This window comes from Pseudacidovorax sp. 1753, from assembly GCF_040544975.1.
GTDB lineage: Bacteria > Pseudomonadota > Gammaproteobacteria > Burkholderiales > Burkholderiaceae_C > Xenophilus.
In genome coordinates, this window is record NZ_JBEPKY010000023.1 from 84,778 (window position 1) to 100,288 (window position 15,511).

The window sequence follows — 15,511 nt, forward strand, 5'->3', positions numbered from 1 at the left end:
GTGCACCGGCATTCGTCCGGCTCCGGCGGATTGGCGCACCTCCTAGACTGGTGCGATCCGTCCTCGCCCCTTCCGCTCCGTGACCGCCTCATCGCCCACGACCGCCTTCATCGACTTCCTCGCCCCCGCCCACGAAGTGGCGCGGGCCCTGATCGGCGTCGAGGTTCTGGTCGACGGCGTGGGCGGCCGCATCGTGGAGACCGAGGCCTACGACCGCGAGGATCCGGCCTCGCACAGCCATCGCGGGCCCACGCCGCGCAATGCGGCGATGTTCGGGCCGCCGGGCCGGGCTTACGTCTACCGCTCTTACGGCATCCACTGGTGCCTGAACTTCGTCTGCGGCCCCCAGGGCCACGGCGCGGGCGTGCTGATCCGTGCGCTGGCGCCAACCGAGGGCCTGGCCCGCATGCGCGAGCGCCGCGGCGTGCAGGATGTGCGCCTGCTGGCCGCCGGCCCCGGCCGCGTAGGGCAGGCGCTGGGCGTGGACGCCAGCTTCAACCACCTGCGGCTGGATGCGCCGCCCTTCGAACTCCGTCCGCGGCCCGCTGGCGAGAACATCCAGGTGCAGACCGGGCCGCGCATTGGCATCACCCGCGCGGCGGACGTGCCCTGGCGCTTCGGCGAGGCAGCCTCGCCCTTTCTGAGCCGGCCTTTTCCCAGACTCCCCAAACTTTCCGGGCGATGACGCCAGATGCAGAAAGGCCGCCCGGCGCTCGCCAGGCGGCCTGTCTGCTGGAGAACCCGAGCGCCTCAGCCGCGCCGTGACGGCCAGAGCCGCACGGCCAGCGTGGCCCCGGCGCTCGCCATGGCCAGCAGCACGACGCCGAACCAGCCCGCATGGGCCAGCACCTGGCTGCCCAGCGCGGCGCCGGCGGCCATGCCGATGAACATGCCGGTGAACAGCAGCGCATTGAGCCGGCTGCGGGCGCCGGGGTCGAGGCTGTAGACCAGCGTCTGGTGTGCCACCAGCGTGGCCTGCACGCCGAAGTCGAAGCCGATGGCGGCCACCACCAGCAGGCCGATCTGCGCGGCAGGCGGCAGCAGGTCCTGCACCAACAGCAGGGCGAAGGACAGCAGCGCCAGCCCTGCCCCAAGCTGCGTCACGCGGTTGGGACCGCGCCGGTCGGCCAGGCGACCGGCCAGCGGGGCGGCCAGCGCACCGGCGGCGCCGGCCAGGCCGAAGGCGCCGGCGGCGGCGCTGCCCATCTGGAAGCGCTCGTGCAGCATCACCGCGAGCGTGGACCAGAAGGCGCTGAAGCCGATCGACAGCAGGCCCTGGGCCAGCGTCGCGCGGCGCAGTGGGCCGTAGCGCTTCCACAGCTGCACCAGCGAGGCCATGAGCTGGCCGTAGCTCAGCTGCGTCGAGGGCACGAAGCGCGGCAACCCGCGCCACAGCGCCAGGCCGATCAAGGCGATGGACCCCGCCGCGGCCAGGAACACGGCGCGCCAGCCCCACTGCTGGCCGACCAGCCCGCTGGCCACCCGCGACAGCAGGATGCCCAGCAGCAGCCCGGTCATCACCGTGCCGACGGTGCGGCCGCGGTGCGCCTCGGGTGCCAGCGCGGCGGCGGCGGGCACGATGTCCTGCGCCAGCGTCGCGGTCAGGCCGATGGCCAGGCTGGCGACCAGCAGCGCGCCCAGGCCGGGCGCCAGGGCGCTGGCCAGCAGCGCCAGCATCAGCAGCACCACCTTGACCAGGATGATGCGGCGACGGTCGTAGCGGTCGCCCAGCGGGATCAGCAGCAGGATGCCGGCGGCATAGCCGAGCTGGGTGAGCGTGGGCACGAGGCCGGTCTGGGCCGGGCTGGCGCCCAGGTCCGCACCCAGGATGCCGAGCAACGGCTGCGCGTAGTAGAGGGCGGCGGCGCCCAGGCCGGCGCCCGCGGCCAGCATCAGCACCAGCGGCCGCGACAGGTCGGGCTGGGCAGGCGCGGCGGCGGAACCGGAGGCAAGAGGAAGGGATGACATGGGGAACTCCTTGGCAGTCTGCGGCGCCGCCCTTTGCTTACGGGCAATGTGGGCGCTGCCGAATGTGGAGCATTCTTTCAACGAATGACAAAAAGCTGTAGACGGCTGGATTGCAGATCGGCTATACGCCCAACGCATGAAAGAAGCACCCCTTGCTGTCGACCGTCTGGACCTGCTGCAGACCTTCGTGCGCATCGTGGACGCCGGCAGCCTCTCGGCCGCCGCCCAGCAGATGGGCAGCACCCAACCCACCGTCAGCCGCCGCCTGCAGGCGCTGGAGCGCAGCCTGGGCCTGCGGCTGCTGCACCGCTCCACCCATGCCATGGCGCTGACCGAGGACGGGGAGCGCTGCCTGGCCCAGGCGCGGGAGCTGCTGGAGCGCTGGGACAGCTTCGAGGCCGACGTGCGCGGCGCCCGCAACACGCCGCGCGGCCACCTGCGCGTGCTGGTGCCACATGCCTTCGGGCAGGACCAGCTGATGGCGCCGCTGCTGGGCTTCCTGCAGGCCCATCCCGAAGTGAGCGTCGAATGGCTGCTGCACGACCGCCAGCCGGACTTCATCGCCGAGGGCATCGACTGCGCGATCCGCGTCGGCGCCGTGAGCGATCCGTCGGTGGTGGCCCAGCGCCTGACCGAGATCCAGCGCATCGTGGTGGCGCCGCCCGGCCTCTGGGGCGAAGGCCCGCCGCCCGAGGCGCCGCAGCAGCTGGCCGCCCTGCCCTGGCTGGCGCTGCAGACCTTCTACCGCGACGAGGTCACGCTCACGCACGAGGCCGACGGCAGGCGCGAGACCTTCGCCATCCGGCCCCGCCTCGCCACCGACAGCCTCTACGCCACCCGCCGCGCCGTGCTCGGCGGGGCGGGTATCGCGCTGGTGTCGGCCTGGGCCGTGGCGCCGGACCTGGCCGAGGGCCGCCTGGTGCGCCTGGCGCCGCAGTGGGTGGGCGATCCGCTGCCCATCTACCTGATGCATCCCTACGCGCGCCAGTACCCGCCGCGGTTGCGCGCCTTCACGGCGTGGATGCGCGAGCACATGCCGTCGCCCGACCACTTCTGACGCTGCCGCCCAGCGTCGCCGCGCCGCACGGTGCGCGAGGCGGCTCCTTACCATCGGCCCCGCCATGTTCCGCCTGCCCCGCACCGCCACCGCGCCGTTCTGCCCCTCGGAGGTCAAGGGCAGCGTCACCGTCGACCCCGGCCAGCCCTTCCACAAAAGGCTTCTGAAGTTCGCCGGCCCCGGCCTGCTGGTGTCGGTGGGCTACATGGACCCAGGCAACTGGGCCACCGACATCGAGGCCGGCTCGCGCTTCGGCTATGGCCTGCTCTTCGTGGTGCTGCTGGCGAGCCTGGCGGCCATGCTGCTGCAGACCCTGTGCGTACGGCTGGGCCTGGCCGCGCAGCTCGACCTGGCACAGGCCTGCCGCCGCCACTACGGCCCGCGCACCAACCGCTTCCTGTGGCTGGGGGCCGAACTGGCCATCGTGGCCTGCGACCTGGCCGAGGTGCTGGGCAGCGCCCTGGCGCTGCACCTGCTGCTGGGCGTGTCCATTCCCATGGGCATCGTCATCACCGCCTTCGACACCCTGCTGGTGCTGGGCCTGCAGGGCGCGGGCTTCCGCCGGGTCGAGGCCATCGTGCTCGGACTGGTGCTGACCATCGCCGGCTGCTTCGCGGTGGAGCTGGCCATGGCCCAGCCGAACTGGTTCGGCGTGGCGATGGGCTTCGTGCCCAGCCTGGAGCGGCTGCAGCAGCCCGGCGCGCTGTACCTGGCCATCGGCATCGTGGGCGCGACGGTGATGCCGCACAACCTGTACCTGCACTCTTCCGTCGTGCAGACGCGGCTGGTGGCGCGCACGCCTGCGGCCACGCGCGAGGCGGTGCGCCTGGGAACGATGGACGCGGTGCTCTCGCTCACGCTGGCGCTGTTCGTCAACGCCGCCATCCTGATCCTGGCGGCCAGCGCCTTCCACGGCGGCGGCCGCGCGCCGGTCACCGAGATCGAGGACGCCTACCGGCTCATCGAACCGGTGGTGGGCGGCCTGGCGGCCACGCTCTTCGGCATCGCGTTGCTGGCCTCGGGCCAGAGCTCGACCTTCACCGGCACCATCGCCGGCCAGATCATCATGGAAGGCTTCCTGGACCTGAAGATCCCCTGCTGGCAGCGGCGGCTGATCACCCGGGCCCTGGCCATCGTGCCGGCCTTCGTGGGCGTGTGGTGGTTCGGCGACGGCGGCGTGGGCAAGATGCTGGTGCTCAGCCAGGTGGTGCTGAGCTTCCAGCTGCCCTTCGCCATCTGGCCGCTGGTGCGCTTCACCAGCGACCGGCGGCTAATGGGCGAATTCGCCAGCGGCTGGGCGATGAAGGCCACGGCCTGGGGGCTGTTCGCGGTGATCGGCGCGGCCAATGTGTGGCTGGTCTGGACAGTGGCCACGGGACAGGGCTGAACTGCCGAGGGCAGGCACAGCGGCGGCGCGATGCCGACCAGGATGCGGCGCTGGCACCCGCCGCACAAGGCAGCGCCCCGCCGGGCGAAGCGCCGCAATCCGCGCGCCCACCGAGGCCATCCGAGACAGCCGCTGGCGCAGCGGGCTACCCTCGGGCGCATGTTCATCGTGACCCTCACCTACATCCGCCCCGTCGAAGAGATCGACGCCCACATGGAGGCCCACGTCGCCTGGCTGCGCCGCCACTACGACAGCGGCCTGTTCGTCGCCTCCGGCCGGCAGGTGCCGCGCGTGGGCGGCGTCATCCTGGCCCGCTCGGGCGACCGGGCCGCGCTCGAAGCGGTGCTCGCGCAGGACCCGTTCGCGCAGCACAAGCTGGCCCGCCTCGACATCGTCGAGTTCACGCCCAGCATGACCGCACCCGGCGCCGAGGCGCTCAAATCGATATGAGCGAGCGCCCGGGAGCGCCACCGGGGCCGGCCCCCGCGGCCCCTCTGAGACGCGCCCTGCTGCTGCTCGTGGCCGCCGCGGTGCTCGCCGGCTGCTGGCTGGTGCCACTGGAGCCCCTGGCCCGCGAGCAGTTGCGCGCCGGCCTGCAGCGCTCGCTCACCGCCTTTGCGGCGGCGCGGGCGCTGGGCGCAGTGCTGTCGGTGGCCCAGGGCACGCAGCTGGACGTCAAGCCGGCCGGCGTCGGCCTGAGCCTGGCGCCGGGCCAGGCCCTCAAGCCGCTGAACGAGCTGGTGGACCGTTTCGCCGCCGTGATGCTCGCTGCCAGCGTGGCCTTCGGCATCCAGCTGCTGATGCTGGGCATCGGCGGACATGCGGCGGTGTCGATCGCGCTGACGGCGGTGCTGCTGGCCTGGCTGGTGCTGCGCTGGCGGGCGGCCACGGTGTCGACCCGCGCGCGAGCGCAAACCGCTGGCGCCAATGCGCCCGCAGCGAGGCAGGAGGCGGCTACCGCACGCGCGCTGCGATGGCTGTCGCCGGTCTTCGCCGGCCTGCTGCTGGTGCGCTTCGCGGTGCCGGCCGTGGGCCTGGCCAACGAAGGCGTCTACCGGGCCGTGATGGCGGGCGAATACCAGTCGGCCCTGGCCGTGATCGAGGCCTCGCCCGAGCAGGTGGTGGGCCGCACCCAGCCGGCCGCACCGGCCCAGGAAAGCCTGCTGGAGCGCCTCAAGCGCTGGTCCGAGCGCGCCACCGACCTGCGCGCCGGCTACGAGGCGATCCTGCAGGCGGCCGGCGAATGGACCCGCACCATGGTGCGGCTGATCGCCCTGTTCGTCGTGCAGACGGTGCTGCTGCCGCTGGGCTTCCTGTGGCTGATGTGGCGGCTGTCGCGCGCCATCGCCGGCAGCGCGAGTCGGCGCTGACGCTTACTCCGCCGCGTCCACCGCCTCTTCCCGGCGCCCGTCGGGATAGCGGGCGAAACGCGCCGGCGCCGCGCCATGCACCGGCGCCGCGTCGGGCCAGGGCCAGCCGCCGAACTGGGTGCGGCGGTAGTCCTGCATGGCCTGCATGATCTCGGCCTGCGAGTTCATGACGAAGGGGCCGTGCTGCGCCACGGGCTCGGCGATGGGCCGGCCCTGCAGCAGCAGGAATTCGCAGACTTCGTCACCGCCCGCCAGGGCCACGTCGAGATCGGCCCGAAGCTCGATGGCCGCCGGCCCTTGCACCGCCTGCCCGCCCACCGTGGCCGACGCGCCCTTGAAGAAGTACAGCACCCGCTGCGTGCCCAGCCCGCGCGCGGCCGGCAGCGTCCAGCGCGCGCCAGGCGCCAGGCGCACGGTCCAGATGGCCACGTCGGCATCCGCCTGCGCGGCCCAGGAATCCGGCGGCGGCGAAGGCGGCGCGTCGGCACCCGGGAGGCGGCCGGCCACCACCGTGACGTCCACGCCCTCGGCGCGCAGGTGCGGCACCTGGCCCGACCAGAACATGGTGAAGTGCGGATCGACCATCTTGCGCGCCGCCGGCAGGTTCAGCCAGATCTGGAACAGCTCCAGCGGGTTGTCCGCGTCCTCGCGCAGCAGCGGGAACATCTCCGAATGCACGATCCCGCGGCCGGCCGTCACCCACTGCACGTCCCCGCCGCCGAAGCGGGCCGCGGCGCCAAGCGAGTCCGAATGGTCGATCAGCCCGCGGCGCACCAGCGTCACGGTCTCGAAGCCGCGGTGCGGATGCGCCGGGAAGCCGGGCACGGATTCGCCGTGGTACATGCTCCAGCCGTCCTTGCGGCTGAAGTCGGCGCCGATTTCGCGGCCGGCCAGCGAGGCGGCCGGCGCCATGCGGCCGTCGCCGCGCGGATAGCCGTCGTCGTGGTACGCACAGAAGAGGAAGGGGTCCACCGTCGGCCAGGGAAAGCCCAGCGGGTGCACGCCCAGGACGGCAGAGGAGGGGTGGGTGCTCATGGAGAGAGTCTTTCGTTCGTTCGCAAGAAGGCTGGCGGTCAGCCCGAACGCCGAAGATGCGGCGCATATCGCCATTGTGGAAGCCCCCGCCCGCGCGACAGCCCGGACCATGGGTGCAACAGTGGATTCACCGGCAGCCCCGGGCGGGCGGCGCTACCATCCGCCGTCGTCACACACGCGGCATGGCCTTCCCCCCAAGGCCCCCGCAGGAGCGTTGAATGAGTCAAGACAAGCAGGACCCGACGGCGCAGGCGGTCGAAGCGCTGGAGCGCACCATCGACCAGGCCAAGGCGGTGGCCGCCGAGATCCGCCAGGCGGCCGACAATCTGGCTGTCGTGAACACCGTGCTCGAAGAGGCCCTGCCCGACCATGTGCAGGTCGGCGACGTGGCCCAGGCGCTGGACCAGTCGGGCCAGGTCGAGGAGCAGATCAGCCGCTCCGCCGAGGTGCTGGACGCCCTCGAAGCCGCGCAATCCGAGGTCGAAAAGAAGGCGCGCCCGCGCTGACCCTCCCCGTTCCGTAGGCCGCGTCCCACAGGAAGGGAGGCCCAGGGCGCCCACGCCCGCACCGCCCCGGCCCTTAAGCTCCCCTGTTCCAGTCCGCGCCACACCATGGCCGCCCCCCGCATCTTTATCGTCGAAGACAACCCCACCATCCGGGACAGCCTCATCCCCACGCTCGAAGACCTGACCGACGCTGAGATCGTCGGGCTGGCCGAGGGGGAGGACGAGGCGGTGCGGTGGATGCAGTCGCATTCCGACGGCTGGGACCTTGCCATCGTCGACCTCTTCCTGCGCCAGGGTTCGGGGCTGGGCGTGCTGCGTCGCGTGCGCAACGGTGGGGCCCGGCAGCGCATGGTGGTGCTGACCAACTACGCCACGGCCGACATGCGCCGCCGCTGCAGCGACGCCGGGGCCGACCGCGTCTTCGACAAGTCCAACGACCTGGACGCCTTCTTCGACTATTGCAACGCGCAGGGGCCGGCGCGCTGAGCGCCCGCCGGCCATGCAGGCCGGGCCCTGAGGCACACGGGCGGCGCGTCCGGTGCTGGACAAGCGGGCACGCATCCCGCTACACCTCGGGGATGTCCTCCCCGCTGGTTCCCTCTTCAATCCCCCTCTCCGCACTGCCGACCGAGCTCTGGCAGCTGGGCGCCGCCCAGACGGCCGCCCTGGTCGCCAGCCGCCGCATCTCCGCCACCGAGGCGACGCAGGCGGCCCTGGCGCGGCTGGAGGCGGTCAACCCCGCCCTGAACGCCGTGGTCGACCACCGGCCCGACGAGGCACTGCGCCGCGCCGCCGACATCGACGCCGCGCTGGCCCGCGGCGAGGCGGTGGGGCCGCTGGCCGGCGTGCCGGTCACCCTCAAGGTCAACGTCGACCAGGCCGGCTTCGCCACCACCAACGGCGTGCGCCTGCAGAAGGACCTCGTCGCCGAACACAACAGCCCGGTGGTGGACAGCCTGCTGGCCGCCGGCGCGGTGCTCATCGGCCGCACCAACACGCCCGCCTTCAGCTACCGCTGGTTCACCAGCAACCAGCTGCACGGCGTGACGCGCAATCCGCGCAACCCGGCGCTGACGCCCGGCGGCTCTTCCGGCGGCGCGGCCGCGGCGGTGGCCGCAGGCATCGGTGCCATCGGCCATGGCACGGACATCGCCGGCTCGATCCGCTACCCGGCCTATGCCTGCGGCGTGCATGGCCTGCGGCCCAGCTTCGGCCGGGTGGCGGCGTGGAATGCCTCCAGCCCCGAGCGCACCATCGGCGGCCAGCTGACGGCCGTCTCCGGGCCGATTGCGCGGCATGTGCACGACCTGCGCCTCGCGCTGGCCGCCATGGCCCGACCGGATGCGCGCGATCCCTGGTCGGTGGCGGCGCCGCTGGTCGGGCCCGCCGTGCCGCGCCGGGCCGCGCTGTGCGTGCGCCCGGACGGCCTGGCCACCACCGCCCCCGTCGAAGCAGCGCTGCGCGACGCGGCCGCGCGCCTGCGCGACGCCGGCTGGCTGGTGGATGAGGTGGAGGCGCTGCCGCCGCTGAAGGCTGCCGCCGACGACCAGACGCTGCTGTGGGTGGGCGATGGCTACGAGGCGCAGCTGCGCACGGCCGAGCGCGAGGGCGATCCGGCCGCGCTGGTCGTGCTGCGCGGGCAGGCCGAGGTGGCCGCGCGCATGGACAGCGCGGCGCTGTCGGCCATCCTGGTGCGGCGCGCGACGCTCACGCGGCAGTGGCAGCGCTTTCTGCACGAGCGCTATCCGCTGGTGCTGCTGCCGGTGTCGGCCGAGCTGCCCTTCCCGGTCGACCTGGACCTGCAGGGCCCCGAAGGCTATGCCCGCGTGTGGGCGGCGCAGATGACGCAGATCGCGCTGCCCTTCATGGGCCTGCCGGGCCTGACGGTGAGCACCGGCATGGCCGAAGGCGAGCGCGGCCCGGCGCCGGTGGGCGTGCAGCTGGTGGCGGCGCGCTTCCGCGAGGACCTGTGCCTGGAAGCCGCCGAGGCCATCGAGGCCCGCGGCGTACCGCCCTCGCCCGTGACGCCGCACGGCTGAGGCCGCCCTGCGGCGCCGGGCACGCCCCGTCGCCTCCGCCGCAGCCCTCGGCGATGCCGAGGCAAGGCTGGGAAGCCTTCAGTGGTGATGGCCGCCATCGCCATGCACATGGCGATGGGCGATCTCCTCGCCGGTGGCGGCACGCACGGCCACCACGTTCAGCTGGATGCGCAGGCTGCGGCCGGCCAGGGGATGGTTGCCGTCCAGCAGCACCTGCGGCCCCTTGATCTTGACCACGTTGAACACATGCGGCTCGCCGTTGTCGAGCTGGCCGCGCAGTTGGCCGCCGACCTTCACGCCCGGCGGGAATTCGCTCTTGGGGATGGTGCGCAGCAGGCTCTCGTCGCGCGCGCCGAAGGCCTGCTCGGGCGACAGGTTCAGCGTGGCTTGGTGGCCGGCCGCCTGGCCGTCCAGGGCCGTCTCGATGGCCGGCAGGATGTTGTCGTAGCCGCCGTGCAGGTACACGACCGGCTCCTTGGGGCTGTCGAGCAGCTGGCCGCTCTGGGCGTCCGCGATGCGCAGGCGCAGGGTGACGACGGTGTCTTGGGTGATCTGCATGAAGGAAAAGGCTGGAGGGCCGCGGACGGCCTGTTCGTAAGAGGTGGGCCGGCCTTGCGCTGCAAGCAGGCGCGCCGGCGGTCTGGCGGCGCCGGAGCCCGCCACAGGGCTGCCGATTGTGCGTGAAGGCCACCGCGCGCACCGTCGCCGTGCCCAGTGCCCGTGGCGTCGTCATTGGCCTACCCGCGGTGGCGCCGACGGCGCATCGGCGCACCCCGGCCCGCACCCGACCATCGGCCTCCCTTCCCTGCTGTCGCCTTTCCGTTCCCGCATCCAGGAGCGCCCATGCACGACCCGGATTCCGCCCCCGCCGAGCCGCCCGCGTCCCACGACCGGCCCGACCTGCAGCCGCTGGTGGCCATGCGCGACGCGCTCCAGGCCCAGGTGCACCAGCTGGAGCGCCAGCTCGCCCGGCTGAGCCACGACCTGCGCAACCCGCTGGGCGCCATCCGGCTGGGCACCGAGCTGCTGCGCCGAGGGGCGCTCGATCCGCAGCAGCGGCAGGTGCTGGACCACATCGACAGCGCCGGCGAGCGCGCGCAGCAGCTGATCGACCAGCGCATCGCCGAGGCCCAGACCGCCGCCAGCGCCGACGAGCCGCACCGCCCCGTCGCCCTGCATGCGCTGGTGGCCCAGTGCGTCGAGACGCTGGCACAGGCCTTTCCGGGCCATGCCCTGGAACATGACCGCCTGGGCGAAGGCCATTGCCAGGCCGACCCGGACCGCCTGGCCCAGCTGGTGGGCCGCATGGTGGCGGAGGCCGCCGCCGTCGCGACCCCGGGCAGCGGGCTCATCGTCGCCTCCATCGTGGAGCCCGAGCGCTTCCGCATCGCGGTGCATGCGCCGACGCCGGCGGAAGGCGAGGCACCCGGCGGCGGCGGCGAGGACCGCCTGCGCGACGCCGTGCGCAGCCAGAGCGGCCGGCTGGAGGTCATGCGCCAGGCGGCACCACCCGGGCGCACCCTGGTCGCGAGCTTCGCGCGCGCCGCGGCGGCCATCTGACCCTTCTTCTTTCTTCCGCCTTTGCAGGAACCCCTCATGCCCGACGACCACACCCTCATCGCCCCCGCCGGCAACGACCCGGACCGCATCGACCTGCAGTCCGAAGGCGCGGTGGCCGAATGGGCGCGCCGCATGGACATCGACGAAGAGCGGCTGCGCGCCGCGGTGGCCGCCGTCGGCGACCGCGCCACCGACGTCGCCCGCCACCTTGCGGACGGCAACGGCACGGCCCAGCGGGAGCAGCCACCGGCCTGACCCCGCCGCACATCGCACTTGGCCTACCCCCAAAGCGCGCCTTGACGCATGGCCGCGGCGGCGCGGGGACCGCACACTGGCGGCATCCGTGCGCCGTCGTACGCGTCTCCAGAAAGCCGCCGCCATGACCTTCAAGCAACTCTTCTCGCTGTGCAAGAAAGCCGTCGTCGCCTGGAGCGACGACTTCGCCCCCAGCATGGGGGCCGCGATCAGCTACTACACCCTCTTCTCGCTCGCGCCGCTGCTGGTGATCGTGATCGCCATTGCCGGCGCGCTGTTCGGCCGCGAGGCGGTGCAGGGCGAGATCGTCGGCCAGCTCTCCGGCCTCATCGGCCGCGAGGCGGCCATCGCGGTGCAGGGCCTGATCCGCAGCGCCAGCGAACCCGGCAAAGGGCTGGTCGCCGGGCTGATCGGCGTGGGCGTGCTCATCGTCGGTGCCACCACCGTGTTCGCCGAACTGCAGAGCGCGCTGGATCGCATCTGGCATGTGCCGCCCTCGGCCAAGCCCAAGGGCGTGTGGTCGGTGCTGCGGGCGCGGGTGCTGTCCTTCGGGCTGATCCTGGGGCTGGCCTTCCTGCTGATGGTGTCGCTGCTGGTGTCGGCCTTCCTGGCCGCCATGGGCAGCTGGGTGGGCGCATTGCTGCCGGGCTGGGAGCTGATGCTGCAGCTGCTCAACATCGCCATCTCCTTCGCGATCATGACGCTGCTGTTCGCCATGATCTACAAGTTCATGCCCACCACGCGCATCGCCTGGCGCGACGTGTGGGTGGGTGCCGCCGTCACGTCGATGCTCTTCCAGGTGGGCAAGACGGCCATCGCGCTGTACCTGGGCCGCAGCAGCATGACCGAGTCCTTCGCGGCCGCCGGCTCGCTGGTGGTGCTGCTGGTGTGGGTGTACTACGCGGCGCAGATCTTCCTGCTGGGTGCGGAGTTCACCAAGGTCTATGCGCTGGAGCACGGCTCGGTGGCCGATGCACGGCTGGCCGCCAGCGTGGCCCATCCGCCCGTCGTGCCCACCCAGACCACGACCGGCCAGCCCGACGCGGGCGACGCGCCGCCGCCGCCCGCGGCCGTGGCGCTGACGCAGACCGGCGACGTGCAGGCCGAGGTGGACCGGCGGCTGCAGGGCGCTACGCGCGACCTGGCGCGACAGCTGCTGCTGCTCGGTGGCGCCACCGTGCTGAGCGTGGCCGCTTCGCAGTGGCAGAAGCGGCTGCGCAAGAAGGACAGGCTGCGCCGCAAGGCCTTGGGCCGGCGCAGTGGCCCGCGCGGCACCACCGCCTGAAGAAGCCACTGACAGTGGGCTGAGCACGGACTGACGACCGGCTGAGTAAACCCTTCTTTACACGCCGGCGGTCGGCCGGGCGGATGCGCGCAGGCGTTGATCGGGGACATCGCCCGACCGGGCACTTCGAACATCCGCCAATGAAGACAAGCTCCCGCCCCTCTTCCTCTCCCGTCCGGCTGTGTGCGCTGGCAGTGCTGCCGGCCGCACTGCTGGCCGGGTGCGTGGTGGCCCCCGAGCCGGTACACGTGGTGCCGCGGCCCGTAGTGGTCACTCCGCCGGTGTACGCACCGCCGCCCACCGTGGTCTATGTGGCGCCCACCTATGCGATGCCGGCACCGGGCTATGTGTGGCACTACCACCCGCGCCATGGCTGGGGCTGGTACCACCCCGTCTATGGCTGGCACCGCGGCTGGCATTGAGCGGCGCGGCGCCTGATACGCAGGGCCGGCGCTGCCGCCGCGCCCTGCGGCGGGCTACACCTGCTCGACCGTCACGCGCATCTCCTCGATCGCGATCTCGCCGTAGTTGGAGATGAAGGCCACGTCCGCTGCGTCGCGGCCGTAGCCCACCACCAGGCGGCCGCCGCGCGGCTCGGCCTGGGTGGCATCGAAGGTGTACCAGCGGCCGCCGATGAAGGCCTCGAACCAGGCATGCATGTCCATCGGGTCGAGCTTGTGCAGGTAGCCGACCACCTGCCGCGCGGGGATCTGCAGCGCCCGCGTGAGGGCGATGCCCACGTGCGAGAAGTCCCGGCACACGCCCTTGCCGAGGTTCAGCGTGCCCAGCGCATCGGTGCTGGCGTCGCTCACGCCGTATTCGTAGGTGATGTGTTCGTGGATCCAGCGGCGGATGGCCTCCACCTGCGCATAGCCGGCCGGGAGGTCGCCGACGATCTCGCGCGCGCGGCCTGCCAGCCGGTCCGACGGGCAGTAGCGGCTGGGCAGCAGGTACATCAGCGCGGCGTCGGGCAACTGGTCCACGGGCGTGACCGGCGCGGCGGGCTCGACGGCGAGGGCCTCCTCGGTCTCCATCTCCACCTGCACCTCGATCTCCATGCCGCCCGCCGGCACCACGAAGCGCTGACCGAGGTTGCCGTACGGGTCCACATACTCCACCGTGGGCACCCAGGGCCGCAGGTGGTAGTGCTCGCTGACCACCCATTGGGCCAGGCCGCTGCGCGGGCGGAGCATGGCGACGACGGGGCAGGGCTGCTGGCAGTCCAGCTTGAGGAAGTTGGTGGCTTTGAGGCGCATGGAAAGGGCTCGGCTCGGTCGACGGGGACAATGACACACAGACCTGCCACCATCGGCAGGCGGCGGCATTCTGGGCACCGACGCCCGCGCGGCCTGTCGGCCGAAGGCCCGCGTCCGTGGGCGCCGACGCCGCTGCACCCCGCATCCGTTAGCAAGCCCCCATGGAAACCGAATTCAAGTTCCACATCCCCGCCGAGCGGCTGGCCGCGGTCGAGGCCGACCTGCGCCAGGGCGCCGTGCAGCGCACCCGCATGCAGGCCCGCTACTTCGACACGCCCGGTGGCGCCCTGGCCGCCGCGGGCATGGCGCTGCGCCTGCGCAAGGAAGGCCGCCGCTGGGTGCAGACGGTCAAGGCCGCGGGACACGGCCTGCTGCAGCGGCTGGAGCACAACGCCGACCTGGGCGCTGCCCGCGCCACCGACCTGCTGCGGCCCGACCTGCTGCGCCATCAGGGCACGGCGGTGGGCGAGCGCCTGGTGCAGGTGCTGCAGGCCGCGGGCGAGGATGTGGTCGAGACCTATGCCACCGACATCTGGCGCCTGACGCGCGAGATCCGCCACGAGGGTGCGCGGGTCGAGCTGGCGCTGGACGTGGGCAAGATCGTCGCGCAGGCGCCCGCCGGCGGTCCGATGCGCGTGGCGCCCGTGTGCGAGCTGGAACTGGAGCTGGTGCAGGGCCCGCTCGCGGGCCTGGTCGCCCTGTCGCGCGACTGGGCGCAGCGCCATGGCCTGTGGCTGGGCACCGTCTCCAAGGCCGAACGTGGCGAACGGCTGATGAAAGGCATCGCCCAGGTGCCCGCGGTCAAGGCCGAGACGCCACGCTTCGAGGAAACCAGCCCACCCGATGGCGCGGCGCTGCAGCGTCGGGTGATCGCCGCCTGCCTCGCCCAGGTCCTGCCCAATGCCAGCGAGATCGCCGAGGGCAGCGAAGACGAAGAGCAGATCCACCAGCTGCGCATCGGCCTGCGCCGCCTGCGCACTGCGCTGCGCGAGCTGGCGCCGCTGGCCGGCGGGCTGGACCCAGCCTGGGAAGCACCACTGCAGCGCGCCTTCCACGCCCTGGGCGCGCGGCGCGACCGGACGCAGGTGGTGGCCGAATCGCGCCGCTGGATGGAAGGCAGCGATGCACCGGCCATCCGTGTGGCCGAGGCGAAGGATGCGCCCACGCCGGCGATCGCGGTGCGCGAGCCGGCCTTCCAGGGCGTGCTGGTGGCCCTGGCAGGCCGCGCGGCCGAAGACCCGGCCGAGGGCGTCGGGGCGCTGGACGCCGATGCCACCCTCGCCCACCTGCGCCACCGCCTGCGCCGGCTGCACCGCCAGTCGCTGCGCGACGCGGAGCGCTTCGACCAGCTGGACGATGACCAGCGCCATCGCACCCGCAAGCGGCTCAAGCGGCTGCGCTACCTGGCCGAGTTCGTGGCGCCCCTGCTGGACGCCGGCCGGACGGCCCGCTACCTCGACCAGTTGCGCCCCGCGCAGGACGCGCTGGGCCTGTTCAACGACCAGGTGACGGCCCGCCGCCTCTACGAGCAGGCGGCCGAGCAGGACGCGCATGCCTGGTTCGCCATCGGCTGGCTGGCGGCGCAGCAGCCCCGCACCGCGAAGAAGGCCGGCAAGGCCTTGCGCCGGCTCGCGGATGCACCGAAGTTCTGGAAGGGCCGCCGCAAGGGCTGAAAGGCCACGACGCCCAGGTGTCTCGGCCCCTTGTATCTTCGAATCTGAGATGACGAAGACCAAAGGTTTGGGAAGTTGTCCACAGCCCGTTGCCCCTTGGGGAGCGAATCCCGTGGGAGA

At 72.7% G+C, this 15,511-nt stretch carries 17 protein-coding genes; 13 read left to right on the plus strand and 4 right to left on the minus strand.

The window, feature by feature from the left end:
* The first annotated feature begins 79 nt into the window (after positions 1-79).
* Entirely contained in the window at positions 80-685 is a 606-nt protein-coding gene (locus ABIC63_RS24520; RefSeq protein ID WP_354321711.1) for a DNA-3-methyladenine glycosylase, read from the plus strand.
* 65 nt (positions 686-750) lie between these two features.
* Here the strand turns inward: ABIC63_RS24520 and ABIC63_RS24525 are convergent, their stop codons facing one another.
* On the minus strand, positions 751-1,968 hold the full coding sequence (locus ABIC63_RS24525) for an MFS transporter (protein WP_294378908.1): 1,218 nt from the start codon (positions 1,966-1,968) through the stop codon (positions 751-753).
* A 136-nt stretch (positions 1,969-2,104) separates the two neighbouring features.
* On the opposite strand from ABIC63_RS24525, the gene ABIC63_RS24530 reads away from it, so the two are divergent.
* The 4 genes from ABIC63_RS24530 (at position 2,105) to ABIC63_RS24545 (ending at position 5,782) form a co-directional block, all read left to right on the plus strand.
* Positions 2,105-3,025 carry a LysR family transcriptional regulator gene (locus ABIC63_RS24530; protein ID WP_294378907.1) on the plus strand — a complete coding sequence of 307 codons (921 nt, stop codon included), beginning with the start codon at positions 2,105-2,107 and terminating at the stop codon, positions 3,023-3,025.
* Positions 3,026-3,089: 64 nt separating this feature from the next.
* Positions 3,090-4,412: an Nramp family divalent metal transporter gene (locus tag ABIC63_RS24535; protein WP_354321712.1), complete on the plus strand. Its 1,323-nt coding sequence runs from the start codon at positions 3,090-3,092 to the stop codon at positions 4,410-4,412.
* Between the two features lie 159 nt (positions 4,413-4,571).
* Positions 4,572-4,862: a YciI family protein gene (locus ABIC63_RS24540; RefSeq protein ID WP_294378904.1), complete on the plus strand. Its 291-nt coding sequence runs from the start codon at positions 4,572-4,574 to the stop codon at positions 4,860-4,862.
* Complete coding sequence (locus ABIC63_RS24545; RefSeq protein WP_354321713.1) at positions 4,859-5,782, plus strand: hypothetical protein; 924 nt, start codon at positions 4,859-4,861, stop codon at positions 5,780-5,782. The genes ABIC63_RS24540 and ABIC63_RS24545 overlap by 4 nt, the downstream gene beginning before the upstream one ends.
* 3 nt (positions 5,783-5,785) lie before the next feature.
* Here the strand turns inward: ABIC63_RS24545 and ABIC63_RS24550 are convergent, their stop codons facing one another.
* Entirely contained in the window at positions 5,786-6,817 is a 1,032-nt protein-coding gene (locus tag ABIC63_RS24550; RefSeq protein ID WP_294378900.1) for a pirin family protein, read from the minus strand.
* Positions 6,818-7,035: 218 nt separating this feature from the next.
* Here ABIC63_RS24550 and ABIC63_RS24555 point away from each other — a divergent pair, with 218 nt between their 5' ends.
* From ABIC63_RS24555 to ABIC63_RS24565, 3 genes are all read left to right on the plus strand, one after another.
* On the plus strand, positions 7,036-7,323 hold the full coding sequence (locus ABIC63_RS24555) for a hypothetical protein (RefSeq protein WP_234193356.1): 288 nt from the start codon (positions 7,036-7,038) through the stop codon (positions 7,321-7,323).
* 105 nt (positions 7,324-7,428) lie between these two features.
* The gene (locus ABIC63_RS24560) at positions 7,429-7,809 is read left to right on the plus strand and encodes a response regulator transcription factor (RefSeq protein ID WP_294378896.1); all 381 of its coding nucleotides are present in this window, start codon (positions 7,429-7,431) and stop codon (positions 7,807-7,809) included.
* Positions 7,810-7,901: 92 nt separating this feature from the next.
* Positions 7,902-9,362, plus strand: a complete 1,461-nt coding sequence (locus ABIC63_RS24565; RefSeq protein ID WP_294378894.1) for an amidase family protein — start codon at positions 7,902-7,904, stop codon at positions 9,360-9,362.
* 78 nt (positions 9,363-9,440) lie between these two features.
* On the opposite strand, the gene ABIC63_RS24570 is transcribed toward ABIC63_RS24565, so the two are convergent.
* Positions 9,441-9,920: an FKBP-type peptidyl-prolyl cis-trans isomerase gene (locus tag ABIC63_RS24570; protein ID WP_294378892.1), complete on the minus strand. Its 480-nt coding sequence runs from the start codon at positions 9,918-9,920 to the stop codon at positions 9,441-9,443.
* Between the two features lie 285 nt (positions 9,921-10,205).
* Between ABIC63_RS24570 and ABIC63_RS24575 the strand changes: the two genes are divergently transcribed.
* The 4 genes from ABIC63_RS24575 to ABIC63_RS24590 all read left to right on the plus strand — a co-directional run bounded on the left by ABIC63_RS24575 (position 10,206) and on the right by ABIC63_RS24590 (position 12,884).
* Positions 10,206-10,922, plus strand: a complete 717-nt coding sequence (locus ABIC63_RS24575) for a sensor histidine kinase (RefSeq protein ID WP_354321714.1) — start codon at positions 10,206-10,208, stop codon at positions 10,920-10,922.
* Between the two features lie 36 nt (positions 10,923-10,958).
* Complete coding sequence (locus tag ABIC63_RS24580) at positions 10,959-11,177, plus strand: DUF3606 domain-containing protein (protein WP_354321715.1); 219 nt, start codon at positions 10,959-10,961, stop codon at positions 11,175-11,177.
* 124 nt (positions 11,178-11,301) lie between these two features.
* Positions 11,302-12,462: a YihY/virulence factor BrkB family protein gene (locus ABIC63_RS24585; protein WP_354321716.1), complete on the plus strand. Its 1,161-nt coding sequence runs from the start codon at positions 11,302-11,304 to the stop codon at positions 12,460-12,462.
* A gap of 140 nt (positions 12,463-12,602) precedes the next feature.
* Positions 12,603-12,884, plus strand: a complete 282-nt coding sequence (locus ABIC63_RS24590) for a hypothetical protein (RefSeq protein ID WP_354321717.1) — start codon at positions 12,603-12,605, stop codon at positions 12,882-12,884.
* A 54-nt stretch (positions 12,885-12,938) separates the two neighbouring features.
* Here the strand turns inward: ABIC63_RS24590 and ABIC63_RS24595 are convergent, their stop codons facing one another.
* Positions 12,939-13,718 (minus strand): transglutaminase domain-containing protein, encoded by a 780-nt coding sequence (locus tag ABIC63_RS24595; protein ID WP_294378883.1) that lies wholly within the window; start codon positions 13,716-13,718, stop codon positions 12,939-12,941.
* A 161-nt stretch (positions 13,719-13,879) separates the two neighbouring features.
* Between ABIC63_RS24595 and ABIC63_RS24600 the strand changes: the two genes are divergently transcribed.
* Positions 13,880-15,391, plus strand: a complete 1,512-nt coding sequence (locus ABIC63_RS24600) for a CYTH and CHAD domain-containing protein (RefSeq protein ID WP_354321718.1) — start codon at positions 13,880-13,882, stop codon at positions 15,389-15,391.
* The last annotated feature ends 120 nt before the right edge of the window (positions 15,392-15,511 follow it).

Bases quoted from the DNA above. Each gene is read 5' to 3' on its own strand.
- ABIC63_RS24545 (WP_354321713.1), top strand. From the start codon at position 4,859: ATGAGCGAGCGCCCGGGAGCGCCACCGGGGCCGGCCCCCGCGGCCCCT.
- ABIC63_RS24560 (WP_294378896.1), top strand. From the start codon at position 7,429: ATGGCCGCCCCCCGCATCTTTATCGTCGAAGACAACCCCACCATCCGG.
- ABIC63_RS24580 (WP_354321715.1), top strand. From the start codon at position 10,959: ATGCCCGACGACCACACCCTCATCGCCCCCGCCGGCAACGACCCGGAC.
- ABIC63_RS24595 (WP_294378883.1), bottom strand. From the start codon at position 13,718: ATGCGCCTCAAAGCCACCAACTTCCTCAAGCTGGACTGCCAGCAGCCC.
- ABIC63_RS24555 (WP_234193356.1), top strand. From the start codon at position 7,036: ATGAGTCAAGACAAGCAGGACCCGACGGCGCAGGCGGTCGAAGCGCTG.
- ABIC63_RS24570 (WP_294378892.1), bottom strand. From the start codon at position 9,920: ATGCAGATCACCCAAGACACCGTCGTCACCCTGCGCCTGCGCATCGCG.
- ABIC63_RS24530 (WP_294378907.1), top strand. From the start codon at position 2,105: ATGAAAGAAGCACCCCTTGCTGTCGACCGTCTGGACCTGCTGCAGACC.
- ABIC63_RS24550 (WP_294378900.1), bottom strand. From the start codon at position 6,817: ATGAGCACCCACCCCTCCTCTGCCGTCCTGGGCGTGCACCCGCTGGGC.
- ABIC63_RS24540 (WP_294378904.1), top strand. From the start codon at position 4,572: ATGTTCATCGTGACCCTCACCTACATCCGCCCCGTCGAAGAGATCGAC.
- ABIC63_RS24535 (WP_354321712.1), top strand. From the start codon at position 3,090: ATGTTCCGCCTGCCCCGCACCGCCACCGCGCCGTTCTGCCCCTCGGAG.
- ABIC63_RS24585 (WP_354321716.1), top strand. From the start codon at position 11,302: ATGACCTTCAAGCAACTCTTCTCGCTGTGCAAGAAAGCCGTCGTCGCC.
- ABIC63_RS24590 (WP_354321717.1), top strand. From the start codon at position 12,603: ATGAAGACAAGCTCCCGCCCCTCTTCCTCTCCCGTCCGGCTGTGTGCG.
- ABIC63_RS24565 (WP_294378894.1), top strand. From the start codon at position 7,902: ATGTCCTCCCCGCTGGTTCCCTCTTCAATCCCCCTCTCCGCACTGCCG.
- ABIC63_RS24600 (WP_354321718.1), top strand. From the start codon at position 13,880: ATGGAAACCGAATTCAAGTTCCACATCCCCGCCGAGCGGCTGGCCGCG.
- ABIC63_RS24525 (WP_294378908.1), bottom strand. From the start codon at position 1,968: ATGTCATCCCTTCCTCTTGCCTCCGGTTCCGCCGCCGCGCCTGCCCAG.
- ABIC63_RS24575 (WP_354321714.1), top strand. From the start codon at position 10,206: ATGCACGACCCGGATTCCGCCCCCGCCGAGCCGCCCGCGTCCCACGAC.